The organism is Arthrobacter oryzae (genome assembly GCF_030718995.1).
Classification (GTDB): Bacteria; Actinomycetota; Actinomycetes; order Actinomycetales; family Micrococcaceae; genus Arthrobacter; species Arthrobacter oryzae_C.
The window spans coordinates 3,831,446-3,856,519 of the sequence record NZ_CP132204.1 but is presented as its reverse complement, the minus strand read 5'-3'; the positions used below and the strand labels follow the sequence as shown (position 1 = coordinate 3,856,519).

Sequence of the window (25,074 nt, the reverse complement as noted above, 5' to 3'; positions counted from 1 at the left end):
GTGCCGATCAATACTTTAGTTACGGGTCAGCCGGCCCACTATCTGTTCGACGTGTCGGCCGATGTCGATTGCGGTCCGGTCCTCGAGATAGGGGGGCGACGACTTGAACGCCTGCTGGCAGATTGCTGGTCGTCATTCCTGCCGGGACAGCGAAGGTTCCACCGGGCCCGCTGCGTCATTGAATTCGTGTCAGCGGGGTCAGCACGGGCGACCATGCCCTCGTAGAAGTCCATGGCCTGCTCTCGTGTAGGCACCCGCAGTGCTGTACCGGGAGGGGGTTACAGAGTTCGGAAATATGAGTACTGACTACTCGTGCCGAGAGTCCTACCGGGGATGCTGGGGTCACGGCGTTGCCCCGGGTCGGGGTGCCGTTTTAATCGCAGGAATACTGGGCTTTGCCCCGGCAGCCTCTGCCACCATCCGGGGCCGGGCAACGACGGTCGGGAAGCGAACGAGGACGGATTCATCTCAGGCCTCTCATCTGGGAGAGGTATCCGACGCAGAGCCCGCCGCCGAGCAGGGTGAAGATTCCCAGGCCCATGAGCAGCCCCGCACCCAACCGGGACGTGCGTGGCCGGACCGCCAGCACAATCGCCACCGCCAGATAGATGGCGATGGGTATGAACGCTGCAGGCCCGGCGAGGAAGGTCTTGTACCCTTCATCCGGAGCGATACCCCTTGTTGTCCCAAAATAAAGGGCATAAAGGGCAGGAGCCCCTAACAGGATTCCGAGCATCACGAGGCCGAACCCTGTTTTAGAGGGCGGCTCCTCTTCTCGGGGCGGTGGCAGTGGGCTCCAGGCTTCTTCGGGGTTGTCGTCACTCATGCCACTCTTCTTTCCGACTTTGGGCGGAGTGGTTTCCCGAATCCCGCAGCATCCGCCAGAGCAGCAGGGGGAGAATCATCAGGAGGAAACATTGGGGACGACTCATCCCCGGCCAGAACAGCTCGTTGCCCCGGACGACTTTGACCCCGGACCGGAACAAGGCGTAGGAAGTCACGTAGCAGATGAAGAGGTCGCCAGGATGAGGCAGGCGGTCACGATAGCGCCACATGAGCGCGAATGCGGCCACATGGAACTGGATTTCGTAGGCAAAGGACGGGTGGAGCCCTTCCCCGGGTCGTCCGCCCAGCATCGCTGCCTGCCCGGGCGTGAGTGTTATCCCCCATGCGCCCCCACCCGGGGTGCCGGGCAGTTCCGTCAAGAGACAGCCGACGCACCCGATGACCAGCACCAAGGCGACCGCGGGCGCAAGCAAATCCCGGGTCGATTCGCCGTAATGTGTCAGCCGCTTACCCAAGTGGACGCCGAGCCACGCCCCTACAAGGCCCGCGAGGATGCTGAGGTCACCGTTTTCCCACCAGTCCGCCAAGGAGACCTGGCGGGAAACATCCCACGTGAGCACCCTCGAACCGATCGCCCCGAAGGCTACAGCGAAACCGGCAATGGGCCACAACCGCGGGTCGGACAGGCCACGCCAGCGCTTCTCACAGGCGTAGAACAGCAAGGCTGCGAGGATTCCCAGCCCTAACAGGCCGGCGTGCACTAGCCCGTCTCCCGCGAAGGGAAGCCCGATCATGGGCAGAGTGTAACAGTGGCCTGCCACGCTTTCAGGGAACTGTTGCCCCGGTAACTGCACATGGACGCGGAGACGCCACGCGGCTTCAGAGACGGAACCGCTCAGCGACGGGTACACGGTGAACACGCTGGCGCGGCCGGATTCTGTTCCTGCAGCCGGATCGCGCGGCCGTGTTTGTCGCGGAGGTGTCCCAGGGTAGATTCCGGGCCGTCCACTCCCTACGCCATCCGTCCTTTCTGCACGTCAATCGACCGATGTTTTGAAGATCGGCAACAGAAGCCCAAAGGATCGCCTGCGCTGCGGGTGGATGAAATCCGAAGCCACTTCACCCGAACCGCCGTCTCCGCTTCAGTAGCCCGGTCCCACGAAACATTCAGCATCCATAGGACACGGAAACACACGTCAATCGCTATCCAACGATTGCCCGTTTCCCAGGTTCGGTGCGGAGGCCATCATTAGAGGTATGGGCGTTGCGATTTGAATCGGAGGCTGCCATGATCCAGGCCCTGCTGTGCAAGCTGAACATTCGGCACGATTGGCACGTCGAACATGCCGACGACGGGGGCGTGTATAGACGCTGTCGACGATGCGGCAAGGATGACGATAGCGGCGGCGGAGGATCGGGAGGCAACTACAGTGCCTGGATAGGGCCGACGGCAGGAGGGTGAGGCCGGCCGTCCCGCAAGTAGATGGATGCCCGTGCGGATTGTGGTGTTCTAGCTAGCACATGCTCCTGGCTGTCTGCAGAACAGCGTCCTCCATCTCGGGGACGAGCGGAGGCGCGTCTGTGACGTTCAGTTCCCGGGGCGGAAGCACCGTAGCTACCGTTGCCTGCCGTTGGCTTCGTGAGCCGGTTCAACAACCCGTCAGGCCGACGAGGTCGATGCCCAGCTCCCTGGCCTGGGCCAGGGAGCTGCTGCGCTAACTCTTGCTGATCCTCATCAGTCGCCATGGAATCTATGGTGTCGCTCATGATCAGTCCTCCCCGCCAGGCAACGCCCGGCGTGTCAGGCTAAACCCCGGATCCGCCGTTATTCAGACTGCCCCTGGGCGCACAGCGCGGGGCTGGTGTGGTCCATCACAATTAATGGCACACGACCGCTTTGAGAGGGCGGGAACTACTGGATCCGTCGCGGAGCGGGTACAGGACGTCCTCCATGCGGGGGCGGCTTCGGCCGGGGGTTCTGGCGGTGCCGGTTCTTCCGGTTTTGCTGCGTCAGCCATGAGCTGGTCAATGCGTCCTGAGTCCGTCTGGGCGGCTTTGTGCGCGTCGGAGTGCCTTGAAAGGTTCCGCCAGTGCTTTATGTGCCCGTTCGACGCCCGACCCGGTGCGGTTCACACCGACATCGAGCGGGTGGTTAGGCTGGGAGGATGGCGACAGTTATCCTCGTGCGGCACGGCCGCACCACAGCCAATGCCACTGGACTGCTGGCCGGCCGGGCCGTCGGCGTCAGCCTGGACCAGATCGGGCGCGAACAGGCGGCTCTGACGGGAGACCGGATCGCGGCCGTGCCAGTCGTCGGGGTGGTGTCCAGCCCTCTTGAGCGTTGTCAGCAGACCGCCCAGCTCATCCTCGATCGCCAGGCTGGCTCGCCGTACGCGCCGGTCGAGCCCGATCTCACCGAGTGCGATTACGGCCAGTGGCAGGGCCGCACGCTAAGTGATCTCGCGACCGAGGATTTGTGGCCGGTTGTGCAGTCGCAACCGTCGGCCGTCGTCTTTCCCGGTGGTGAATCCATGGCCGCGATGCAGGCTCGGTCGGTGGCAGCGATTCGACGCCACGATACAGCCTTCGAAGCCGAGTACGGGCCAGGGGCCGTGTGGGTGGCGGTGAGTCACGGTGACATCATCAAGTCAATCCTCGCCGACGCGCTCGGCATGCACCTTGACCTGTTCCAGCGTATTAACGTAGGCCCCGCTTCCGTGTCGATCGTGCGCTACGGGGCTAGTCGGCCGAGCGTTTACGCGACCAACACCGACGCGGGTGATCTGTCGTGGCTGTCGAACGGCATCCAGTCTGGCGATGCGCCGGTGGGCGGCGGTGCAGGGCAAAAGGCGCCATGAACCTCATGTGCCTAGAATACTGACATGCCTACACGAGTTCACGAGTTTGCCTGGCCTGATCGGGTCGTCGTTGGCACCATTGGCCTTCCGGGGACGCGCACGTTCTATTTGCAGGTGCGCTCAGGGACGCAGATCGTGAGTATCGCCCTGGAGAAGCAGCAGTCGGCTCTGCTCGCGGAGAAGATCGACGAAATTCTCGACCAGCTCATCACCGTCGAGGGCAACCCCTTCAGCGTTCCCGCGGGTACTCCCATTGAACTTGTCGACAATGACCAGCTTGAGGCCGTTGAGGAGCAGTTTCGCGCCGGTGCCATGAGCTTGGGTTGGGACCCAACCACGGCCCAGGTCGTAGTAGAGGCGTACCCCATCACCGATGTCGATGCTGATGACAACGACGAATCGCTTGATGAGGACGGCGCCAACGAACCCGAAATGCTGCTGTTGCGAATGCCGGTCGGCACCGCCCGCGCATTCGCCAAGCGCACCCGTGAGATCGTGGGGGCCGGGCGTCCGACGTGTTCGCTCTGCGGTTACCCCATAGACGCCGATGGGCACATCTGCACCCTTCCCGAGGTCTGATGCCAGCGCCGGACCTAGTGACCGCCGAGCTGACGCTCACGGGCCGCATCACGACGGCTTCAAACGCTACATTCCTGGGCAGCATCGGCAACGTGGCGGTCGTCTATAAGCCGATAGCAGGCGAAAGTCCGCTGTGGGATTTTCCGCACAGCACCCTGGCTCACCGGGAGGTGGCCGCCTACCTGGTCTCGCAAGTCTTCGGCTGGGACGTCGTGCCGCGCACCTGGCTGCGTGATGGTCCATTAGGTAAAGGAATGGTGCAGCTGTGGCAGGAGTCAGACCCCGACCAGAACGCAGTGGACCTCGTTGCGGCGGACGACGTACCGGAGACCGGGTGGAAACAAGTCCTTGAGGGTCAGGATGAGAACGGACGGATGGTTGCCCTCGTTCACGAAGACTCGCCAGCGCTCAGACGAATGGCGGTGTTCGACATGGTCGTCAACAACGCCGACCGCAAAGGCAACCACATTCTGGCCATGACGGACGGACACCGGCACGGAGTGGACCATGGGCTCACCTTTCACCGTGACCACAAGCTGCGCACGGTGCTGTGGGGATGGATGGGAGACGATCTGACCATCGAGGAACGCGACGGCATCGACCGTGTGAGCGAAGGACTGGACGATGAGCTGGGCCGAAACTTGGCGGACTTGCTTAGCGCCGAAGAAATCGCATCGCTCGCCGCGCGCTGCGCCCGGTTGCGCTCGGCCGGGCGGTTTCCGGCTCCGAGCGGTGAGATGCCGGCGGTGCCCTGGCCGCTGTTCTAAGGGAATTGCGGCTACGGGCTTCGCAGGCTGTGTCACGTTGATGGCATGGATCTAAAGATAGCGACGGAGCTCATCATTCCTGAGCGCGAGCTCGGCTGGCGATTTTCCTAGGAGCCAGGCCGCGGCCGACAACCCTCTGTTCCGAAGGTTTGGGCGATGGGAGAGGCAACTGTCACCGGGAACTCGCTGCCCAAACGCCAATAACAGCGCATATGAAACCCGGAACCCAGAGAAGTGCACCCGGTGCGATACGCAGAGTACCGACCGACATATGGGGGTCCTAATGGCCAAGGGGCACTTCGGCGTCTCACCATTCCGGCATGTAGTCATCCGCGACAGGCCGGTAACGAACAGATATGGAGACCAGCAAGGCAGCAGGTACCTCACCTCGGGACATCACGCTAAAAATCCGCAGCGCGATGTGCTCCGCGCCGAAGGTATCTGTGCCTGAGGTGGGACTCGAACCGGGTTCCAGCCCTTGCAAACAGTGGGAACTCCGACGCTGGGAATCCGAGCCAGTCCGGCCGATGTACGACCCGATACGGAGCGCAATTTTGTGGACACTGTCCGCACGCCAATTTCTCCGCTTGAGGGCATCAGGCCAACGGCCGCACCCCGCAACGAAGGGTCGCGGTTCTTCTTTGCGCTGACAAAGGATCGGAGTGCTGGAATGTTCACCCGCGTTTGTAAGCACGCCTCTCGCGAGGGCATGACGGGTTGGCTTGGGGTATCTGGCGCACATGAATTCAATGGTTTTCACGGTTCTTCACCGCGATTCAAACTCTTCAGCCCTTCCATGGCCTGATGGCCCACGTTCCCGGGCAGTCAGGCATTAGGAGAAATCACTCACTGCGCGCCGTGAGGCCTCGTGTTGTCTGCAGTTCCAGGACCTGGTCCGACACGGCCGGCGCGACGGCGGCAGCTAATAGCAGCAGTGCGAAAACGAGACTCGAGATGATCAAACGGCCAGTCGATGCTTTCAGAACTCCTGCGATTGCAAGCACGCCAATGACCGCCCCGGAACCCATCGCAACAGACATGCACCTGGCGGCCGGGGCAACGCCGTTGAAGGCATCCCGTGCGAGGAGGGGGACGGGGTCGCCTACGCCACCAGGTTCATGGGCCGGTACGCGGGTGCGGCTTTGCCAGGTTCCGCTCATATAATCTGAGCATGCCAATCACGCGCCTCACCCAGGACCTTCACGCCCAGCAGCCTGCCCTCGACCAGCGTGGGAGCGAGCTGTGAGCGGCGGTCTTGTCGCCCTGCTGGACGACATCGCAGCCCTGGCCCGCATAGCTGCCGCCTCGGTGGACGACGTCGCTGCCGGTGCCGCCAAAGCGGGGGCGAAGGCCGCAGGTGTGGTGATCGACGACGCCGCCGTCACCCCGCAGTACGTGTCCGGTGCAGACCCGTCACGCGAACTGCCGATGATCAAGCGGATCTTCTGGGGCTCGCTCAAAAACAAGCTGCTAATCATCCTGCCGGCACTGCTGCTCATCAGCGCCTTCATCCCGGGGGCCATTCCCTTCATCCTCATGGCAGGCGGCACCTACCTCTGCTACGAAGGCGCCGAGAAGGTCTGGCACAAGCTCCGCGGGCATCACTCCGCGGACGAAGATACGCCGGCGGTCGAACGGGGACCCGAGGCGGAGGCCAAGGTCGTCAAGGGCGCCATCACCACCGACTTCATCCTGTCCTGCGAGATCATGGTCATCTCGATGAACGAGGTGGCCGCTGAATCCCTGTGGGTCCGGGCCCTCATCCTGGTCGTCGTGGCTCTCGTGATCACAGTGCTCGTGTACGGCGCCGTCGCACTCATCGTCAAAATGGACGACGTCGGCCTGCACCTGGCCGCCAAGGAGTCCAAGGGTTCCCAGCGCGTCGGCGAGATGCTCGTCAAGGGGATGCCCTCCGTGCTGGCCGCTATTACCCTCGTCGGGACGATCGCCATGCTCTGGGTTGGCGGGCACATCATGCTGCAGGGAGCCTACGACCTCGGCTGGCACGCCCCATACGACCTCGTCCATGTCCTTGAGGAGCCTGCCGCCGGGATCGCGGTGGTTGGTGCCTTCCTGGGCTGGCTCGTAAACACGCTGTGCTCGGCTGTCCTCGGACTCGCCTGGGGCCTCATTGTCATGGCCATCGTGGGCCCGCTGCTGAAAGTGCTGCCGTTCGGCAATAAGAACAACGGGCACGATGAGAGCGACGCAGCCGCCGTGCATGAGCCGGCGAACCGCAACTCCGATTCGGCTTCGTAGCCTATGGCTGACGGGGTAGGGCCACGAGCTCCGGGGTCATGAACTCCAGGACGTTGCCGGACACCGCGAATGCCTCCGAGACCGAGCGCCAACCTGGCTCCCAGTAGACAGCGCCGAGTCCGCGGCCGCCTGGGGCGGAAGCCACGACGTCCTGGACGGCGCGGAAGTTGGCTGCCTGCCCGGCCGGGGTGGCCGGGCAGTTCTTCACCAACTGTGTGGTGCTGGTGATGACGTTCACCCAGTGGGCGTTGGGGTTGTCGGCGAGGGTGAACGAGCAGGACGTTTCGACGACGATGGCGCCTTTGTTGAAGCGGGAGGACAGCGTCGTCACGGCGCCTTGGAGGTTGGCCAGTGTCCCGTGCCAGTAGCCGTAGTAGGACAATCCGATGATGTGGAAGGGCACCGCGCGGGCCGGTACTTAGTCGAACCACCAGCTCAGGGCGATTGAATACGCCTTCGCTCTCAAAGCCGAGCACTTCGGCGTATCCGGGGTCCAACTCCCGGCACGCCACCGTGACGGAGCGAACCAAGTCTCGCCGCAGTCTTTCGCTGACCGGCGTCGCCCGGCGTCGCCCGGGAACGCCGAGGCGGTGCAGTGGCACCGGAACGCTCAGGCGGGCCCGCACCGTTCCGGCGACCCGTCGGTCTATTGCTGAGCCGATTCCGTGAGACGTGACCTTCACCTGCTAGAGTTGTGTTGAAATTCCAACACTCCATGTTCGCATAGCTACTAATGCGCATGGCCACGACTTCCCGGGAGCAATATGGACCTGTCACCGTCCTTCAAGGCCTATGACGTGAGGGGCCTCGTCGGCGTTTCCATCAACGAGAAAAGCGCCGAAGCCGTGGGCGCCGCGTTTGTGGACGTGCTGGGCCTGTCCGGCCAGACCATCGCCTGCGGAGGGGACATGCGGCCCTCTTCACCCGGCTTCAGCGGCGCCTTTGCGGCGGGCGCTGCCCGGCGCGGTGCGGATGTGAAGTCCCTGGGCCTTATCTCCACCGATGAGCTCTACTACGTGTGCGGCGCCCTGGACATAGCCGGGGCCATTTTCACCGCGAGCCATAACCCCGCGGAATACAACGGGATCAAGATGGCTAAAGCCGGCGCCGTGCCGGTCTCCGCCGAATCCGGGCTCACGGCCATACGGGACCTGGCCCAGCAGTATGTCGACCACGAGATCCCCGCAGCCGCGGCCCAGGGCACCGTGTCCACGCTTGACGTGCTCGCGGGCTACGCCGAAAAGCTCCGCTCGCTGGTGCCCTTGAATGCCGTCCGGCCGTTGAAAGTGGTGGTGGACGCCGGCAACGGCATGGCGGGCCTGACCGTTCCTGCGGTCCTTGGGGACCAGTTCCACCCCGCGCTGCCGCTCACTGTTGTCCCGCTTTACTTCGAACTCGACGGGACGTTCCCCAACCATCCTGCCAACCCCCTTGAGCCGGAGAACCTCCGCGACCTGCAGGCCGCCGTCATCGCCCACGGCGCCGACATTGGCCTGGCCTTCGACGGCGACGCCGACCGCTGCTTCGTGGTCGACGAGAACGGAAGGCCAGTGACGCCGTCGGCCGTTACGGCATTGATTGCCGTCCGGGAGATCCACCGCGCCCAGGCCGCCGGGGAAGCCGAGCCGGTGATCATCCACAACCTGATCACGTCGCGCGCGGTGCCGGAAATTGTTGCCGCCGCGGGCGGACGGACGGTCCGGACCCGGGTGGGGCATTCCTTTATCAAGGCCCGGATGGCCGAGGAGGGCGCCGTGTTCGGCGGCGAACACTCGGCCCACTACTACTTCCGCGATTTCTACAACGCGGACACGGGCATGCTTGCCGCCATGCACGTCCTGGCCGCCCTCGGCGAGCAGGAGCGGCCCTTGTCTGAACTGGCCCGCGAGTTCGACCCGTACGCGGCCAGCGGCGAAATCAACTCATCCGTGGACGGCGTCGACAGCAAGGTGGCGGACGTGCGGGCCAGCTACGCGAACGGTGCCGTGATCGATGAACTCGACGGGCTCAGCGTCAGCAGCAAGGACGGGGACTGGTGGTTCAACCTGAGGGCCTCCAACACGGAGGAACTACTGCGGCTTAACGTCGAAGCCGCCGACGCCGCCACCATGGCCCGGGTGCGCGACGCCGTCCTGCAGCAGATCCGCGCCTAGCGGCCCAGCACCACGTTCACCGGCTCCTCGCCCGCAAGCAGCAGAGAGATCTGGTTGCGGACCAGTCTGGCCATCCGCGGCAGCATGGCCAAACTGGCCCCGCCCACATGGGGCGTGATCAGCACCCCGGGAACTGTCCACAGCGGATGGCCCGCCGGCAACGGCTCGGGGTCGGTCACGTCCAGCGCGGCCCGCAGCCTCCCGAGGCCGTCTCACGAAGCAACGCCTTAGTGACGGCCACCGGGCCGCGTGCCACGTTCACCGGGAGTGCAGCGGCAGCTGCGCGTACAGCGAATCGATCCCGTGGATGCGGCCCGCCCGTCGTCGCGTTCACGGCTGGCCATCCGTGTCACATGGGTTTCAAACGGCAGCAGCCTGGCATCGATGGCCTTGCCCACTCCCCCGTAACCCACCAGCAGCACGCGGCGGTCTGCCAGGCTGGGACGCTGGCCGTTGTCCCAGGTCCCAGTCGCCTGGCCCCGCACAAAATCCTGAATCCCGCGCTGGCTGGCAATCATCAAGGCAACCCGCGGGTAAGACGGCCGCTACGCCGTCGTACCCGGAGGTCAAACCGTTCCGACGGGGCGGGCCCGGCCAGGTCCCACAGCACGAAGTCGACATCGTCGGGGGGCCCAACGGCATCGGGCCGTCACCGCGCCACCACCAGTTTGACGTTGGCGGCCCGCAGCGCTGCCTCGATCTCCCGCGGCGGCGGAGCATCCGTGATCAGGACGTCGGCCGCGTCAAACGCCGCAAGCCGGGCCAGCGCGTACCGCAGCATTTTCTGGTGCGTGGCCACCACCACCACTTGTTCCGCGGAATTCATCAGCGCAATCTTGGTGGCGCGTTCCACGTCCCGTTCGATGTAGAACGCCTCGTCATGGATTCCGCTGACCCCGATAAACGCCGTCTTCGCGCGGAGGCCGGCTGCGGCGGAGACCGTCATGGGCCCGTTGAAGGCCTGGCTGTCCAGGAGCAGCTCACCACCGAGGCAGATGGTCCGGGCAGATGTCAGCTGCAGGCACCGTTGGATGGCGGGGGCCGAATGCGTGATGATGGTGCCCGCAAACGACGCCGGCAACTCCTGGGCGATCTGGTAGGTGGTGGTTCCGGCGTCCAGGATGATGGCGTCCCGCTCGCTGATCATCGACACACAGGCCCGCGCCACCCTCTGCTTCGCGTCGGAGTCCTCCCGAACCCTGGCCGCGAAGTCCGCATTCTGCCCGTTGGCGTTGACCGCGCTGACTCCGCCGTGCACAACCCGCACCAGCCCCTTTTGGGACAGCACGCGGGTGTCCCGCCGAACCGTCATGTCCGAGACCGCGAACGTTTCGGCGAGGTCCATCGTGGAGATGAACCCCCGACGCTCGAGTTGGTCCAGGATGGTGCGCTGGCGGGGCGTCAGCGGCGCCTCTTCATGTGAGCTGCTCATATCCCCTTCTCCTGCTTCCCTTAGCCGGATGCGTTACCCTGGCAGCCTGTTGCAATTCCAACACAAATCTACTTAATGCCTGGCCCCTGCGCCCGCATTCAGCAGTTCCACGGGGCGTCCTTCGATGATGGAACGCTCGGCCGCGAGGCCCATACGGACGGACTGGAGGCCGTCCGCGACGGTAACTTCCACCGGGCCTTCGCCCAGTATGGCCTTACGGTAGCCAAGGTGCTCGTAGTACGTGGAACCGTGGTGGGCGCCCGCGGCGAGCACGGCTTCATCGACCGGAACCTCATGCAGCTCCGGACCCAGCGGCGACCGCGGGCTGAATTCCACCGTGGCCTCGGCTTCGTCGCCCTCGATCCAGTGGTTGGCCGCCACCGGAATGAGGGTCTCGATCTTGGCGGCATCGCCCACGATGGAGATGCGCTCCTGGAACTTGGAGCCTTCGGCGAACATGGACAGTTCCAGCATGGCCCGGCGGCCGCCCTTGAAGTCCACAATCACGTAGGCGTTGTCGATCATGTCCGAGACCCGGCCGTCATATACCTCGTCCATGTGGTTGACGTCGTGGCCTCCGCTTGCGTAGACACGGACAGGCTCGTCCTGCAGGATCAGCCGCATCAGGTCAAAGAAGTGGCAGCACTTCTCCACCAGCGTGCCGCCGGTCCGCTCGGCAAAGCGGTTCCAGGCGTCCACCTTGTGAAGGAACGGGAACCGGTGCTCCACGATGGACAGCATGTAGACGTTGCCCAGCTTGCCGCCGTGGGCGGCCTGGATGATCTCCTGGACCGGCGGCATGTACCTGTACTCCATGGCAACCCAGACCGGGGCAGGATAGCCGGCTGCGAGGGATTCAAGTTCGTCGGCCTGCTCCGCCGAGGTGCACACCGGCTTCTCCACCAGCACGGGCAGGTTGGTGCCGCTGGCAAAGATGTCTTTGAGGATGGCCAGGTGCGTGTCGTTGGGGCTGGCGATGACCAGCGCATCCACCAGGCCAGACGCGAGCAGGTCCTGGTGGCTGGAGAAGGTCTGTACCTCGTAGCCGATTTCCGCGACGGTTTCCGCCAGCGACGACGGCTGGGGATCGGATACGGCGGTGATGTGGCTTCCCGGGATCAGGGCAAGGTTCCGGACGTGTTCGCGGGCCATATGGCCGGCACCGATAAGTCCGTAACGAATGGTCCGGACCGATTCCGCAGAAGGCAATGACATGAGCTGCTCCGTTTCTCTACGTTGAGTATGGGGACCGCGGCGTTGCATCCCAAACAGAACTATACAGAAAGTGTTGTTATTCCAACATAGCGTGTGTATATTTCTTCAGTACAAGCCGTGACTACAACGAGGTGGAACGTGTACCAACCGTCATCAGGAACCCTGCTCTTCATAGGCTGCGCAACTCTTGACTCCATTGCACTTGTCCAGGATTACCCTGCCGCAGACAGCCGCACCGTTGCCTCAGACTTCGCCACTGCAGGCGGCGGACCCGCGGCAACCGCAGCCGTTGCCGCAGCCCGGGCCGGCGCAAACACAGCGTTCGCCGGAGTTCTGGGAACGGACGAGGAGGGCGACCGCATCATCAGCGGCCTGCAGGCAGAAGGCGTGGACACCTCAGCGGTGATCCGCGACCCCGCCGTGAAAACAGGGGCCAGCGTGATTGTGGTCAGCACGGCCTCCGAAAGCCGGGCCATCGTCACCCGCCCGGTGCCGCCGGTCAGCTTCCCTGCCGAAGGCCGCTTCCGTGAACTGCTGGACTCGGCTGCCTGGGTCCACGTGGACCATCTGGGCTGGAACGCCGTCTCCCGCATCCCCGGGCTGAACGCCGCAGACCTGAACATCAGCGTGGACGCCGGCAACCCCATCCCGTCCTTCAGCCCGCGCGGCGTGGCCCTCTATGTGCCCACCGTCGAGCGGCTCAGCGCCGAGTACGGCGGGCACCTGGCCGTTGAGGAACTGCTCCAGAAAGCCATCGACGACGGCGCCTCCGCAGTCGTCGCGACGGCCGGCGCCGAGGGCGCCTGGGTGAAAGCCGGAAACGGTCCCGCGGTCCACGTTCCGGCCACGCCGGCCACCATCCTGTCCACCCTCGGCGCCGGCGACGTCTACCACGGCGCCCTCCTCGCCGCTGTTGCCGCCGGCCTGCCGCTGGTCGACGCCGCAGCTTTCGCCGGCCGCACCGCCTCCGCCTCCTGCGAGGGACTGGACGGCCGTTCCAAAATCCCGCACCAGACCATTACTCCTGTCCTAGCCACGAACCACACCGCCTAGCTGAAAGAAGCAGCACATGACCCTCACAGACCTCTCACCCCTCCAGCGTCCGTCCGGCGCATTCGCGATGCTCGCCGTGGACCAGCGTGAGGCGATGCGCAACATGATCGCCGAACACCAGGCAGCCCCCGTCACGGACCAGGACCTCCAGGACTTCAAGCTCCAGGCCGCCAAAATCCTCACCCCCTACGCCTCCGGCGTCCTCATCGACCGGCAGTTCGCCCTCGACCAGGCCATCGAGGACAACGTGGTTGACCCCGGCTGCGGACTCATCGCCTCCGCCGACCACTTCGAATCCGCGCACGGCGAGCTGGTGGGCGAAGTGACCATCGACCGGCTGGTGGACCCGCACAAATACGCCGCCCTCGGCGTCAAGGCCCTCAAGCTGCTGGTGCTGTACCGCCCGGACGAGCCCGCCGACGGCCGCGTGGCCATGGTCCGCGAATTCGTGGAGATCTGTAAGTCTGCCGGGCTCATCAGCATCATCGAACCTGTTTCCCGCAAACCCCTCTCCGGCGGCGACTTCGACTGGAACGCCGGGATCCTGGCCGCTGCCAAGGAACTGGGGAGCCTGGGCGCCGACCTCTACAAGGCCGAGGTCCCCTTCAAGGGCCAGGCACCCGAAGCCGACGTCCGCGCCGCCTGTGCAGACCTGACCAACGCCATCGATGGCCCGTGGGTGGTGCTGTCCTCCGGCGTCCCGGAGGACGTCTTCCCCGACGCCGTCCGGTGGGCATGCCTCGAAGGCGCCAGCGGTTTCCTGTCCGGACGCGCAGTCTGGGCGTCCTGCATCGGCGCCCCCGACGTCGTCGAATCCCTGTCCACTGACGCCGTGCGGCGGCTGCAGCGCCTCTGCGCCGTGGTGGACGACGTGGTCTCGTCGCAAAAGACCCGTGCATGAGCAGTCCCGACGCGCCAAGCGCTTCCTGGTGACAGCCATTCCGTTGGCAACAAGCAAGGCATAGCAAAACACTCAACGAGGAGAATGTTGTGAGTCAGATTTCACGCAGGCAGGCCATCGCGATTCTCGGAGCCCTGGGCTTCGGAGCAACTGCGGCAGCATGCGCCGGACCGGGCGGCACCACGGGGCCCGGCGGCGCCACCGGCCCGGCCGCACCCGCCACCGGCGCCGTCACGGGCAAGGTCTCGTTCGCCCACTGGCGCGGTGAGGACAAGGCAGTGTTCGACGAACTCATCAAGCGCTTCGCGGCACTGCACGACGGCGTGGAGGTGGTCCAGGACATCTCCACCTCCAACGACTACAACGCCCAGGGCCTGCAGAAGGTCCGCGGCGCAGCCATCGGAGACGCGTTCGCCACCTTCCGAGGCGCCCAGTTCAAGAACTTCACCGAGGCTGGAATCTACACCGAGCTCAAGGGCAGCAAGGCGGCAGCCAATTACCAGCCGGGCCTGCTGACAGCCGGACAGTCAGGCGACAGCCAGCTGGGCCTGCCTTACCAGGTGGTCTTCCCCATGCCGATGGCCAACGCCGACCTGTTCGACAAGGCCGGCGCGGAGATCGCCCCGAAGGACTGGGACGGCTTCCTGGCCATGTGCGAGAAGCTCGCGGCCTCCGGGGTCATCCCCATCTCCTGGCCGGGCGGCGACGTCGGAAACGGTGGCCAACTGTTCAACTGCATGATCGCCAACAACGCCCCGGTTGACGACATGTGCGCCCAGATCGAGCAGGGCAAGCTCAAGTGCACCGACGACTGGTTCCTGAAGATGCTGGGCCAGTACAAGGACCTGGTCCCGTACCTGCAGCCCAACGCCACCGGTACCGCGGTGGAGCCGGCGCAGAACCTGTTCTCGCAGGGCAAGGCCGCCATGCTGGCCACCGGCTCCTACCACCTTGCCGCAGTCCGCGGGCTGGGAGCCACGTTCCCCATCGAACTTGTCTTCCCCAACACCTCCGACGGCAGCGGCAAATTCGAAGGTGCCTACAACGCCACGTTCATCCTCGGCGTCAACTCGGCAAGCAAGAACCAGGCCGCCTCCGCCGCGTGGATCGACTTCCTCTCCGAGCCCGGGAACGCCGGCTACTACGCCAACCAGACAGCCCAGCACGTGGCCGTGAACGGCGTGGAGTACACCAACGCGGACCTGAAGCGACTGAGCCCCTGGCTGGACAAGAAGACGGCCCTGGCCGCCCGCTTCCAGTTCCAGAACCTTGATGTCCGCAACGCGGTGGAGGCCAGCGCCACGGCGGTCATCTCGGGCACCAGCCCCGATCAGGCCGCCGAAGCCGCCCAGAAGATTGTTGACGAACGGCTATGAGCACCCACACCAAAATGGCTGCCAAACGGAAGGCCCCGGACAGCCGCACCGAAACCGACGCCGCGAACGGGCGCCGCCGCTCCCCCACTCGGGTGAATCCGGCACTGTACCTCTTCCCGCTTCCCGCCGTCGCCATCATCGCCTTCTTCCTGGTGATGCCCACCCTGCAGGCATTCCAGTACGCCATCACGGACTGGAACGGCTTCTCAGCAGCGTTCAACTACGTGGGGCTGGACAACTTTGTCCGCGCGTTCACCAAGGACTCGCTCTTCACCAACGCGCTGACCAACAACCTGAAGTTCGTGCTGATGGTGGTCATCGCGCAGACGGCCTTCTCCCTGGTGCTGGCCCTGCTCCTCACGAAGAACTCACGCGGCAGCATCCTGCTCCGGGCCCTGTTCTTCTTCCCCACCATCCTCTCCTCCGTCTCCGTGGCCTTCATCTGGAAGTTCATCTACGACCCCAACTTCGGCCTGGCCAACGCGGTCCTGGACGGAGTTGGCCTGGAAGCCCTGCAGGGTTCCTACCTCGGCAACAACGCCCAGGCCCTGTACTGGGTGGCCGTGACGCAGGTCTGGTTCCACGCGGGACAGATGATGGTGGTCTACATCGCGGGCCTGCAGGCCATCCCGCGGGAACTGTATGAAGCCGCGGAGATGGACGGTGCCGGCAAATGGCAGCAATTCAAGTCCATTACCTGGCCGTTTGTGGCCCCGGCAACGTCAATCGTCGTTGCCTACACCACCGTCCAGTCATTCAAGGCCTTCGACCTGATCCTGGGCATCGCGGGGAACCCGCCCAAGCAGTCCCTGGATATCCTCTCCACCCGCATTTACAGCACCTTTGCCAACTCGGAATTCGGCTACGCCGCCGCCCAGTCGATCATCTTTATGGCGATGATCGCCCTGGTCACTTGGCTCCAGCGCCGGTTGCTCCGGCTGACCCCGAAGGGGGAATGACAGCATGCTCGCTTCACTAAGTCGCCGCGCAATTCTTGGAATCTACGCGGTCATCATCATCGTTCCGCTGACCGTGGTGGGGTTCGGCAGCTTCAAGTCCACGCAGGAACTTTTCGCCGGGCCGTTCAGTCTGCCGCAGTCCCTCTCACCCGCCAACTACGCGGAGGTGATCGGCGGCCAGGATCTGGGGTCGTCGTTCATGAACAGCGTCTTTGTCACCGCCATCTCGGTCCCCCTGACCCTCTTCCTGGCCAGCCTCGCCGGGTACGCCATCTCCCGGCTCAAGGGGTTTATGGCCTGGGCCATCTTCGGCTTCCTGGTCCTGGGCATGGCCATCCCGGCCCAGGCCAACATGGTGCCGCTGTACGTCCTGTTCGGCCGGCTCGGTCTGCTGGACAGCCTGGCAGGCCTGGTGCTTGCCAACGTGGTGTCCACCCTGCCCATCGCCGTGTTTATCCTCGGCGGCTTCATGCGGACCCTGCCCAAGGAACTCTACGAGGCATCCTCCATTGACGGCACCGGCCCGTGGCGGACGTACGTGTCCATCGCGCTCCCCCTGTCCGCCCCGTCCGTTGCTGCCGCGGCCATCTTCCTGTTCGTCATCCACTGGAACGAACTCCTCTATCCGCTCCTGTTCATCCAGTCCCCGGGTAACCGGACCCTGCCGCTGGCACTGCTCAGCTTCCAGGGCGAGTTCCAGACCAACTACCCGCTCCTGTTCGCCGGCGTCATCCTGGCGTCCCTGCCCGTCGTGGTGGCCTACGTCTTCCTGCAGCGCTACTTCGTCGCCGGTATCACCGCCGGAGCAAGCAAAGGATGAGGACCCCCGGACCTCCACCAGCCCAACGAAAGGCACCACACGTGAACCTCAAATCAGCCCGCCACCTGGTGAAAGGAACCTGGCACACCGCCGGCAGTTCCAAGGACGTAACCGACCCCGGAAACGGCGGCACCGTCGGCGAAGTGGCCTGGGGCAGCGCCGACGACGCCACAGCGGCCGCAGACGCCGCGGCCGAAGCCTTCGGGTCCTGGTCCCGGACGACAGCCCGCACCCGGGCAGACCTGCTCCGGAACGCCGCGGACCTGCTGGCCGAACGCCGCGACGAACTGGCCCATACCCTGGCCCTGGAAGCCGGAAAACGGCTCCCGGAAGCCCAGGGAGAAGTGGACTTCTCTGTTGAATACTTCCGCTGGTTCGCCGAGGAAGTCCGCCGCTCCACCGGCACCGTCAGCCCGCCCGAACTCCACGGCCGGCGCCACCTCAGCCTCCGCAAACCCATCGGCGTGGCACTCAGCCTCACCCCGTGGAACTTTCCCGTATCCATCCAGGCCCGCAAGCTCGCCGCAATGCTGGCCGCAGGCTGCACCGTCGTAGGCCGGGTCTCCGAAAAGGCGCCGCTCGCCGCCACCGGCCTGTTCGAGGTCCTGCACGACGCCGGGTTCCCCGCCGGCGTCGTCAACCTGGTCCACGGACCCTCGCGTGAAATCACCGCCGCCCTGCTCCAGCACCCCGCCGTGCGGGCCGTCAGCTTCACCGGATCCACCGGTGTGGGCCGCCAGATCATGGCCTCCGCTTCAGAGCGCGTGGTCCGTCCGCTGCTTGAACTCGGCGGCAACGCACCGTTCATTGTCTTCGAGGACGCGGACCTGGATGCCGCCGTCGACGGTGCTGTTCTGGGCCGGCTCCGTAACACCGGCCAGTCGTGCGTGGCAGCGAACCGCTTCCTGGTCCAGGACAGCATCGCCGAGGAATTTTCGCAGAAACTGGCCGCGCGGTTCGACGCCATGAGCATTGGCCACGGCGTCCCCGACGACGGTTCTGGCGTTCCGGACCTCGGCCCCATGATCGACGCCGATCGGGTGGCCGCGGTCCAGGCCCTGGTGGACGACGCCCTCACGCGCGGCGCCCGCCGCGTCACTCAGCGGACCGATGTTCCGGCGCGCGGCGCGTTCATGGCCCCCACACTGCTCACGGACGTCCCCGACGACGCACCCCTGGTGAGCGAAGAAGTGTTCGGCCCGGCGGCCGGCGTCGTGACCTTCACCTCGGACGAGGACGCCATCCGCAAGGCGAACGCCACCGAGATGGGCCTCGCCGCGTACCTCTGGAGCCGCGACCCCAAGCGTGCCTGGGACATCCCCGAACGCCTGGAAGCCGGCATCGTAGGGGTCAACGATCCCCTCCCTTCCGTGGCCTTCGCCCCCATGGGAGGCGCCAAGCAGTCCGGCCTGGGCCGCGAAGGATCAAGCCTTGGGCTCGAGGAGTTCGAGGAGATCCAGTACGTGGCCTGGAAGCCGTAAATGCTGACCACCGGGTTGGTTCTGGGCGCCGTCGTCATGGGAGCCGGGATGCAGCGCATCACCGGCATGGGCTTCGCCCTGGTGGCTGCTCCCTTCCTGGTCCTGCTCCTTGGCCCGGTGGAGGGGGTGGTGCTGGTGAACCTCTGCGGCGCCGTGACGGCGGGAGCCATCATCTTCCGGGTGCTGCGGGACATCGACTGGAAGCGGTACGCGGCACTGGCGGCGTCGGCGCTGCTGGGGATCATCCCGGCAGCCTTGCTGATCCGGCTCATCCCGCCGGCGGTGCTGGAGATCTCCATCGGGGTGCTCCTCGCCGTCGGGCTCACCATTTTGCTTGGCCTCAAGTCCGCCACGCTCACTCCGCGCCGCCGCTACCTTTTCACGGCCGGCGGCCTGAGCGGGTTTATGAATACGGCGGCAGGGGTGGGCGGGCCTGCTGTCAGCATGTACTCCATCGCCACCCGGTGGCCGCACAAATCCTTCGCTGCCACCATGCAACCGTACTTTTTTACCATCGGTGTGTTCTCGCTGATCTCCAAGGCCCTCACGGCCCCGGCAACGTTCCCCGCGCTGCCATGGGGAATGTGGGTGGCCGTCGCCGTGGCCTGCCTCGCAGGGCTGGTGCTGGGCGACGTCGCTGCCCGGTTCGTCCCCGCCCGTGCCGCCCAGGTCCTGCTGATCGTCCTGGCGTACCTCGGAGCGGCTGCCACCATCATCCGCGGCGTGCTCGGTGTCGTCGGCTGACAGCCGCTGCTGCACCCATCCCATCCACCGAACCACCAACGAAAGGGCGGCTATGACAGTCGTTTCGCCACAAGAAAACCTACTGCGCGTGTCCACCAACAAGGGCGAGACCTTCACCCTGACGATTGATGCGGGCGCTCCAGTGACCCTCCAGCTTGATGTTGGAGGGCAGTGCGGCTGCGGGGGCACTGCCCGTGTTGCCGGCGCATACACAGACACCGACTTCGGCACTCACTAATCAGGCATCATTCTCAATCTGCATCCGCACCATGGAAGGAAATAACATGACGTGGCTGAACAGCGCCGCTCACGCGCGATGGCTCGAGGCCGAAACCGATCGGCTGATCAATTTCGCCGCGGGTTCAAAGGTGCCCACCGGATTCGGCTGGCTCGACAACAACGGCGCGGTGTTCACCGACAAGCCGACCCACCTCTGGATTACCGCGCGGATGGTTCATAGTTTCGCGGTCGCTGCACTGATGGGGCGGCCAGGCGCTGCGACACTCGTCGACCACGGCATCGCCGCCCTCAACGGAGTCTTCCACGACGATGAGTTCGGCGGCTGGTATGCCGAGGTGGACGGGAACGGACCGGTAAACGACACCAAGTCCGGTTACCAGCACTCCTTCGTGCTCCTCGCCGCTGCCAGCGCCGTTGCGGCCAACCGCCCGGGCGCCAGGGAATTGCTCGACGAGGCACTGCGCATCGCTGACACGAGGTTCTGGGACCACGACGCCGGCATGTGCTTCGACTCGTGGAACCGGGAATTCACGGAAACCGAAGCCTACCGTGGCGGGAACGCGAGCATGCACTCCGTCGAGGCGTACCTCATCGTCGCCGATGTGACCGGGGAGAACCGCTGGCTCGAACGCGCCCTCCACATCGCCGAGGTGCTCATCCACGACTTTGCGCGCAACAACAACTACCGCGTCTTCGAGCACTTCGACCCGGAGTGGAACCCCATGCCGGAGTACAACACCGATGACCGGGCCAGCCAGTTCCGCGCGTACGGCGGAACCCCCGGCCACTGGGTTGAGTGGGCACGCCTGCTCCTGCACGTCCGCGCCGGGCTCGAAGCCCGCGGCATGGAGGTTCCAGCCTGGCTGCTGGAGGACTCGCGGGGCCTGTTCGACGCCGCCATCCGCGACGCCTGGGAGCCGGACGGTCATCCGGGATTTGTTTACACCGTCGACTGGGAAGGCAAGCCGGTTGTCACCACCCGCATTCGCTGGGTTCCCGCCGAGGCAATCGGGGGCGCGGCAGCCCTCTACATCGCCACCGGCGACCAGAAGTACGCGGACTGGTACGAGCGAATCTGGGACCACGCCCGCGACTGGTTCATCGACTACGAGCACGGGTCCTGGAAGCAGGAACTCGACGAGAACGGCAATGTCACCTCGACCGTGTGGTCCGGCAAGGCGGACATCTATCACCTCTGGCACTGCCTGGTGGTCCCGCGACTTCCACTGGCACCAGGGCTTGCTCCAGCAGTCGCGGCCGGCCTGCTGGATGCACGCCTCGCTGCGTCCAGGTAACACGAGAAACCTGCGGCCCCTGATTTCGTGGATCCTGCGGAAAGGCGCTATTTAGACACCCAGCAACCCAGAATAGGTGACCACATTGGTCACCTATTCCGGGTTGCACGGACGCCTCCTTCAGGGCACGCTCCGCCCCCACCAGCCGGGACCTGCTCGATGAGCTTTTCCGCGAGGACGGATAATCGCGGGGACCCTGGAAGCCCGCTTCGGGATGGCCAAGCACCTCAAGCTGCTCGAGGAAGCCGGACTGGCGGTGAACCGCCGTCGGAGCCGCAAAATGCTGCACTTCCTGAACCAGGTGCCTATCCGCCTCATCCGCGACCGCTGGGTGAGCAAATACGGACCGTCCTCAATCTGGTCCCGGCCGCGTCCACGCGGTTATGCCGCGGTTGATTTGCACGCTGGTCATGTCTGAAGCGACGGCGCGGAGCATGAATGGGATGTCATCAAAAAACGGGATGACGAACGGAACAAACTCACTTCAGCGCTTCGTTGTCACTAGGCTAAGCAGTTCAGGAGCCGAAAATGAGAATGTCAACCTGATTTGGGCCCACTTGATCTTGAGATTGCAGTCTCATCGGGAACCACTAGCCGGCAGCCGAGGAATTGGCTGTCCTTCGCGGTGGGGTATCACATATCCAAGGAACGGGATAGCACTGACCATCCGGCCTTGTATTTACGTGAATGCGTAATTAGGCTGGCGTGCAAATGGACGAACTGAGCACTATTTTCCTTGCGCTGGCAGATCCGACTCGTCGCGCTTTGCTTGCCCAACTACAGCAGGGTGACGCGACGGTTACCGAACTGGCCGCCCCGCACTCAATAAGCGTGCCCTCCGTATCACGCCACCTGAAAGTGCTCGAGCAGGCCGGGCTTATTACTAAATCCAGGTCTGCCCAGTGGAGGAACTGCCGTCTCCAACCTGCGCCCCTACAGCAGGTTGAGGAATGGATGCGCCCGTACCGCGACTTCTTGAGCACACGGCTGGAGCGCCTGGACGCTCAGCTCGCCATAACACCCGATCGACCCGATGAGATTACAGAACCGGAGGAAAGATCATGACCGACTACCCGACGCAGGATCGAAGCTTCACCCTCACCCGCATTTTGGCTGCATCGCGGCATGCCGTGTTTACCGCGTGGACTGACCCTGAGCACCTTGCCTGGTTCTACAATCCCGACATGCCCACGCCCGCCACACCCATAGAGGTGGACCTGCGCGTTGGGGGAACGTGGAAGCAGCAGATGATCGTCGATGAAGACCTCAGCTACCCCACCGGGGGAATTTACCTGGAGATCGTTCCCGACGAACGACTCGTCTTCCGCTGGGGAGCAGTCGGAGGCTGGCCCGAACTCGACGGCGAGAACGAACTGACCGCTCCTGTTGTCACGGTGCAGCTGAACGACTTGGGCACGGAAACGGAGCTCGTCCTCACGGTTCAGTTCTCTGGGCATCTCGATCTCGAAGAGGTTCAAAAGCTCATGCTGGGAGGCACCCAGGAGGGCTGGGGCGCTACCATCGACCGGGTCAAGGACAGCACCGCCATGACCACGGTGACCAATGGGCGCATGGCCGGGCCCCAGATCTATGTCTTCTTTCCGGGAACTGCGCGGGAGGCCTTGAACTTTTACGCGGATGTTTTCGGCGGTGAGCTTTCCCTGCACACGTACGAGGACTTCGGCAGGAGCGACGGCCCACCAGAAGCCGTAGCTCATGGAGTGCTCAACGGCGTCGTGGCTCTGGCAGGGTCGGACGCAGCCGAAGGCCAAACAACGGTCCGGCTCGAAGGCATGATGCTCTCGCTGCTGGGAACCGCCGAACCGACAGTCCTCCATGAGTGGTTCGATAAACTTTCCGTTGACGGGTCGGTGCTCGATCCACTCTCGCCCAAGCCTTGGGGCGCCTCCGATGGCCAAGTCATTGATCGCCATGGACTTCACTGGCTTGTCGGATACGAGCCGGCGACATGAGCGACGCCCAATTGCTTGCTCAGCTGGCGAGTGAGCGAAGACATGTTCTTCGAACAGTCGATGGCCTCGAGAACGATGCGATGCGTCGAACTCTAATCCCGTCCGGCTGGACAATGACGCAACTGCTCAACCACCTGGCCTTCGACGACGAGATGTTCTGGATATCGGCCGTTCTCGGTGGTGATGACAGGGCGATTGCCGAACTTCACAACGGTTGGGCTTCCGAACCGATGACCGGTTCCGTGGCCGTCAACATCTACAAGCGTGAAATCTCTCGAAGTGATGAAGTCCTTGCGAAGATCGATTTGGATGCCCCTCCCCGGTGGTGGCCTCCAACCAGCGTGTTGGACGCACCACCGATGTCCAATGGGCGTGAGGTCGTGTTTCGCGTGCTCGCCGAGACTTCCGTCCACGCGGGCCACCTCGACATCATTCGAGAGCTAATCGATGGCCATCAGGATCTTGTATTGGAATAGTCCCGACCCTTGGATGCTGCAGACCGCAGCCCGATTGAAGAACACCGACGTATCGCCGCGATCCTAACGTTTTAACTAGCCGTTTACTGGGCCACCACGTGGGCGAGCCGGTAGGAGCCAGTGCCGGTTCCGATGAGGGTCCCTTCGAAGGTCAGCCGGTCCACAATCGCAGCGCACAGACGTGGGTCGGTGAAGGTGGTCCAGCCGGATAAGGATTCGTTGGTGGCGATGGCCACTGATGCTTTTTCTTCGCGTTCAGTAAGCACCATTTACGCCGGGTCGGTCTGCGCGAACGCCTATCTGTCACCGGTCCGGTCGTGTACGGCAGGCATGCGCAGAGGGGACGACTGAAGGCAGGTACCGGATACTCGTGTGCCATGAGGCTTCTGTCCGTCCCGTGGGTGGCAGGGCCGGCGGCGATGGCATCGGCTGAGACCGCGATGCCCCCCCAGCCGCGGCCGACCCGCCATCAGGAAGGCCCTGCTAGGCCCGTTACAGGGGTGAAACCCGATAAGCGCCTGGCGAATCACCACGTCTCGGCGACCACGAAGCCGCACCACGCAGGTGAATACCTGCAACCAGGAGACAGTCCTAATGTCAGGCACTGCAACGAGGGTCCGCCACGACGACGGCACCGGGCAGGTCACGGTCCATCTGACGGGAACCGGTGACCTGGGAAACACATATGTGTTGAACCAGCGCTCCACCTTTCAGGTCAACATCCGCACCGTCGACGCCGTCTTGGTGAGCCAGGGGGCCGCCCCCAATCAAGACGTCAGCATCTTCTTCGACTCGGATGTTCCGATACTCATCACCTCCACCAACTGCACGCCCACTCCTTAGTTGAGGTAGGCGAACGGCGGACCTCAACGGTGCTACCCAACCGTGGGTTCCCGGCTGCTTTTCAGGTTGACGGAGCACGGTGGTGGCTAGCCGGCGGCGCGGGGGTCCGACTGAGAATGCGGATACCCGGCCTAGCCGGCGCCGGCACCAAAGCCTCTTAGCTGATCGGCTCCAGATGGAAATCGATCCGGTAATTCAAGAACCGAAGTCTTCAGCACCGGCCCAGTCCTCGGCAACGATGCTCTCGATCTGGCCGCTGGTCAGGCGTTCGTTGTAGTGGACGTAGATCACTTCGGAGTGTCCGCTGCGGGTCGCCATGACGTCCGCGGCAGCGGCGTAATTGGCCGGAGCTTCGACCGTGATGTCGGGTTGCGCGTGAGCAGCGGCGGCGAACTGGCCGCCCGAGGGGATGCCTTTGGGCTCGCCCTCGCTCCCCCGGTCGGTTCGGTATTCCAGCGCCGGAAGCGCACGCTGGCCCGGCTGGTCCAGGAACGCGGTGGACCAGGCCGGAAGTGAAGCCCGAGCGCATCCTGGAAATGGCCCGCCGGAAGCTGTCCTACCGGGCCATCGCCCAGCAGCTCGGGACGTCCAAATCGACGGTCGCCCGTGTCCTGGCCAAGAACGCCGAGCCGGCAGCGGATCCTCGGACAGGTTAGCCGCACTATCTCAGGCCTCGGGTCTGTGAGACAGCCGCAGATATTTCACTTGCTTCGCAACGGACGAACCCGACGAGTCTTCAGGTCATTGGGCCCTGAACCCTGGCCGCGCACATTCATGGCGTTCCGCTGCAAATATGAAATTCCTCCACTGTCCGCCGGGAATATGAGCCCCAGCCGGAAAAGAGCCTACACAGCCCGGCCCTCC

General features: G+C 64.3%; 26 protein-coding genes and 3 pseudogenes. 20 read left to right on the top strand and 9 right to left on the bottom strand.

The genetic code is table 11. The annotated features are described in order from the left end of the window. Positions 1-463 precede the first annotated feature (463 nt). Both Q8Z05_RS17625 and Q8Z05_RS17620 read right to left on the bottom strand, forming a co-directional pair. A complete protein-coding gene (locus Q8Z05_RS17625) occupies positions 464-826 on the bottom strand; it encodes a hypothetical protein (RefSeq protein ID WP_305940863.1) in 363 nt (120 codons plus the stop codon). Beyond that, a complete protein-coding gene (locus Q8Z05_RS17620; protein ID WP_305940862.1) occupies positions 819-1,580 on the bottom strand; it encodes a prolipoprotein diacylglyceryl transferase family protein in 762 nt (253 codons plus the stop codon). The genes Q8Z05_RS17625 and Q8Z05_RS17620 overlap by 8 nt, the downstream gene beginning before the upstream one ends. Positions 1,581-2,951: 1,371 nt before the next feature. On the opposite strand from Q8Z05_RS17620, the gene Q8Z05_RS17615 reads away from it, so the two are divergent. The 4 genes from Q8Z05_RS17615 (at position 2,952) to Q8Z05_RS17600 (ending at position 7,249) form a co-directional block, all read left to right on the top strand. After that, positions 2,952-3,644, top strand: a complete 693-nt coding sequence (locus tag Q8Z05_RS17615; protein WP_305940861.1) for a histidine phosphatase family protein — start codon at positions 2,952-2,954, stop codon at positions 3,642-3,644. Positions 3,645-3,668: 24 nt separating this feature from the next. Beyond that, on the top strand, positions 3,669-4,223 hold the full coding sequence (locus Q8Z05_RS17610) for a DUF3090 domain-containing protein (RefSeq protein ID WP_305940860.1): 555 nt from the start codon (positions 3,669-3,671) through the stop codon (positions 4,221-4,223). Further along, positions 4,223-4,990: an SCO1664 family protein gene (locus Q8Z05_RS17605; protein ID WP_305940859.1), complete on the top strand. Its 768-nt coding sequence runs from the start codon at positions 4,223-4,225 to the stop codon at positions 4,988-4,990. The genes Q8Z05_RS17610 and Q8Z05_RS17605 overlap by 1 nt, the downstream gene beginning before the upstream one ends. A gap of 1,242 nt (positions 4,991-6,232) precedes the next feature. Further along, positions 6,233-7,249: a DUF808 domain-containing protein gene (locus Q8Z05_RS17600; RefSeq protein ID WP_305940858.1), complete on the top strand. Its 1,017-nt coding sequence runs from the start codon at positions 6,233-6,235 to the stop codon at positions 7,247-7,249. A 1-nt stretch (position 7,250) separates the two neighbouring features. Here Q8Z05_RS17600 and Q8Z05_RS17595 read toward each other — a convergent pair whose 3' ends face one another. Beyond that, entirely contained in the window at positions 7,251-7,652 is a 402-nt protein-coding gene (locus Q8Z05_RS17595) for a glycosyl hydrolase 53 family protein (protein ID WP_305940857.1), read from the bottom strand. 361 nt (positions 7,653-8,013) lie between these two features. On the opposite strand from Q8Z05_RS17595, the gene Q8Z05_RS17590 reads away from it, so the two are divergent. After that, positions 8,014-9,402, top strand: coding sequence for a phosphomannomutase/phosphoglucomutase (locus tag Q8Z05_RS17590; RefSeq protein WP_305940856.1), 1,389 nt, complete (start codon positions 8,014-8,016; stop codon positions 9,400-9,402). On the opposite strand, the gene Q8Z05_RS21500 is transcribed toward Q8Z05_RS17590, so the two are convergent. From Q8Z05_RS21500 to Q8Z05_RS17575, 4 genes are all read right to left on the bottom strand, one after another. Continuing rightward, on the bottom strand, positions 9,399-9,581 hold the full coding sequence (locus Q8Z05_RS21500; protein ID WP_371745877.1) for a hypothetical protein: 183 nt from the start codon (positions 9,579-9,581) through the stop codon (positions 9,399-9,401). The genes Q8Z05_RS17590 and Q8Z05_RS21500 overlap by 4 nt on opposite strands. Positions 9,582-9,629: 48 nt before the next feature. Next, positions 9,630-9,920, bottom strand: a complete 291-nt coding sequence (locus Q8Z05_RS21495; protein ID WP_371745876.1) for an NAD(P)-dependent oxidoreductase — start codon at positions 9,918-9,920, stop codon at positions 9,630-9,632. A gap of 131 nt (positions 9,921-10,051) precedes the next feature. Beyond that, positions 10,052-10,834 carry a DeoR/GlpR family DNA-binding transcription regulator gene (locus Q8Z05_RS17580; protein ID WP_305940855.1) on the bottom strand — a complete coding sequence of 261 codons (783 nt, stop codon included), beginning with the start codon at positions 10,832-10,834 and terminating at the stop codon, positions 10,052-10,054. Between the two features lie 72 nt (positions 10,835-10,906). Then, complete coding sequence (locus Q8Z05_RS17575) at positions 10,907-12,049, bottom strand: Gfo/Idh/MocA family protein (protein WP_305940854.1); 1,143 nt, start codon at positions 12,047-12,049, stop codon at positions 10,907-10,909. Positions 12,050-12,166: 117 nt separating this feature from the next. Here Q8Z05_RS17575 and Q8Z05_RS17570 point away from each other — a divergent pair, with 117 nt between their 5' ends. The 13 genes and pseudogenes from Q8Z05_RS17570 (at position 12,167) to Q8Z05_RS17510 (ending at position 23,367) form a co-directional block, all read left to right on the top strand. After that, positions 12,167-13,102 carry a carbohydrate kinase family protein gene (locus Q8Z05_RS17570; protein WP_305940853.1) on the top strand — a complete coding sequence of 312 codons (936 nt, stop codon included), beginning with the start codon at positions 12,167-12,169 and terminating at the stop codon, positions 13,100-13,102. A gap of 16 nt (positions 13,103-13,118) precedes the next feature. After that, on the top strand, positions 13,119-14,003 hold the full coding sequence (locus Q8Z05_RS17565; RefSeq protein WP_305940852.1) for an aldolase: 885 nt from the start codon (positions 13,119-13,121) through the stop codon (positions 14,001-14,003). Positions 14,004-14,092: 89 nt separating this feature from the next. Then, entirely contained in the window at positions 14,093-15,379 is a 1,287-nt protein-coding gene (locus Q8Z05_RS17560; protein WP_305940851.1) for an ABC transporter substrate-binding protein, read from the top strand. Next, the gene (locus tag Q8Z05_RS17555; protein ID WP_305940850.1) at positions 15,376-16,338 is read left to right on the top strand and encodes a carbohydrate ABC transporter permease; all 963 of its coding nucleotides are present in this window, start codon (positions 15,376-15,378) and stop codon (positions 16,336-16,338) included. Before Q8Z05_RS17560 ends, Q8Z05_RS17555 begins: the two co-directional genes overlap by 4 nt. A 4-nt stretch (positions 16,339-16,342) precedes the next feature. Continuing rightward, complete coding sequence (locus Q8Z05_RS17550; protein ID WP_305940849.1) at positions 16,343-17,158, top strand: carbohydrate ABC transporter permease; 816 nt, start codon at positions 16,343-16,345, stop codon at positions 17,156-17,158. A 41-nt stretch (positions 17,159-17,199) separates the two neighbouring features. Then, positions 17,200-18,639, top strand: a complete 1,440-nt coding sequence (locus Q8Z05_RS17545; protein ID WP_305940848.1) for an NAD-dependent succinate-semialdehyde dehydrogenase — start codon at positions 17,200-17,202, stop codon at positions 18,637-18,639. Next, a complete protein-coding gene (locus tag Q8Z05_RS17540; RefSeq protein ID WP_305940847.1) occupies positions 18,640-19,383 on the top strand; it encodes a sulfite exporter TauE/SafE family protein in 744 nt (247 codons plus the stop codon). Positions 19,384-19,667: 284 nt separating this feature from the next. Beyond that, positions 19,668-20,918, top strand: a complete 1,251-nt coding sequence (locus Q8Z05_RS17535) for an AGE family epimerase/isomerase (protein WP_305940846.1) — start codon at positions 19,668-19,670, stop codon at positions 20,916-20,918. A gap of 95 nt (positions 20,919-21,013) precedes the next feature. Beyond that, positions 21,014-21,261 (top strand): annotated as a pseudogene (locus Q8Z05_RS17530) (ArsR family transcriptional regulator); the annotation flags it as partial. Between the two features lie 368 nt (positions 21,262-21,629). Next, the gene (locus Q8Z05_RS17525) at positions 21,630-21,983 is read left to right on the top strand and encodes an ArsR/SmtB family transcription factor (RefSeq protein WP_305940845.1); all 354 of its coding nucleotides are present in this window, start codon (positions 21,630-21,632) and stop codon (positions 21,981-21,983) included. Then, positions 21,980-22,393: pseudogene (locus Q8Z05_RS17520) on the top strand (SRPBCC family protein); the annotation flags it as partial. The gene Q8Z05_RS17525 and the pseudogene Q8Z05_RS17520, both read left to right, overlap by 4 nt. Before the next feature lie 96 nt (positions 22,394-22,489). Further along, positions 22,490-22,891 (top strand): VOC family protein, encoded by a 402-nt coding sequence (locus Q8Z05_RS17515; RefSeq protein WP_305943611.1) that lies wholly within the window; start codon positions 22,490-22,492, stop codon positions 22,889-22,891. Then, the gene (locus Q8Z05_RS17510) at positions 22,888-23,367 is read left to right on the top strand and encodes a mycothiol transferase (protein WP_305940844.1); all 480 of its coding nucleotides are present in this window, start codon (positions 22,888-22,890) and stop codon (positions 23,365-23,367) included. The genes Q8Z05_RS17515 and Q8Z05_RS17510 overlap by 4 nt, the downstream gene beginning before the upstream one ends. 83 nt (positions 23,368-23,450) lie before the next feature. Here Q8Z05_RS17510 and Q8Z05_RS17505 read toward each other — a convergent pair. Continuing rightward, positions 23,451-23,633: pseudogene (locus Q8Z05_RS17505) on the bottom strand (ATP-binding protein); the annotation flags it as partial. Between the two features lie 328 nt (positions 23,634-23,961). Between Q8Z05_RS17505 and Q8Z05_RS17500 the strand changes: the two are divergent. After that, positions 23,962-24,210 (top strand): hypothetical protein, encoded by a 249-nt coding sequence (locus Q8Z05_RS17500; RefSeq protein ID WP_305940843.1) that lies wholly within the window; start codon positions 23,962-23,964, stop codon positions 24,208-24,210. 195 nt (positions 24,211-24,405) lie between these two features. On the opposite strand, the gene Q8Z05_RS17495 is transcribed toward Q8Z05_RS17500, so the two are convergent. After that, positions 24,406-24,528: a hypothetical protein gene (locus tag Q8Z05_RS17495; protein ID WP_305940842.1), complete on the bottom strand. Its 123-nt coding sequence runs from the start codon at positions 24,526-24,528 to the stop codon at positions 24,406-24,408. Between the two features lie 194 nt (positions 24,529-24,722). Between Q8Z05_RS17495 and Q8Z05_RS17490 the strand changes: the two genes are divergently transcribed. Beyond that, the gene (locus Q8Z05_RS17490) at positions 24,723-24,866 is read left to right on the top strand and encodes a helix-turn-helix domain-containing protein (protein ID WP_305940841.1); all 144 of its coding nucleotides are present in this window, start codon (positions 24,723-24,725) and stop codon (positions 24,864-24,866) included. Positions 24,867-25,074 lie beyond the last annotated feature (208 nt).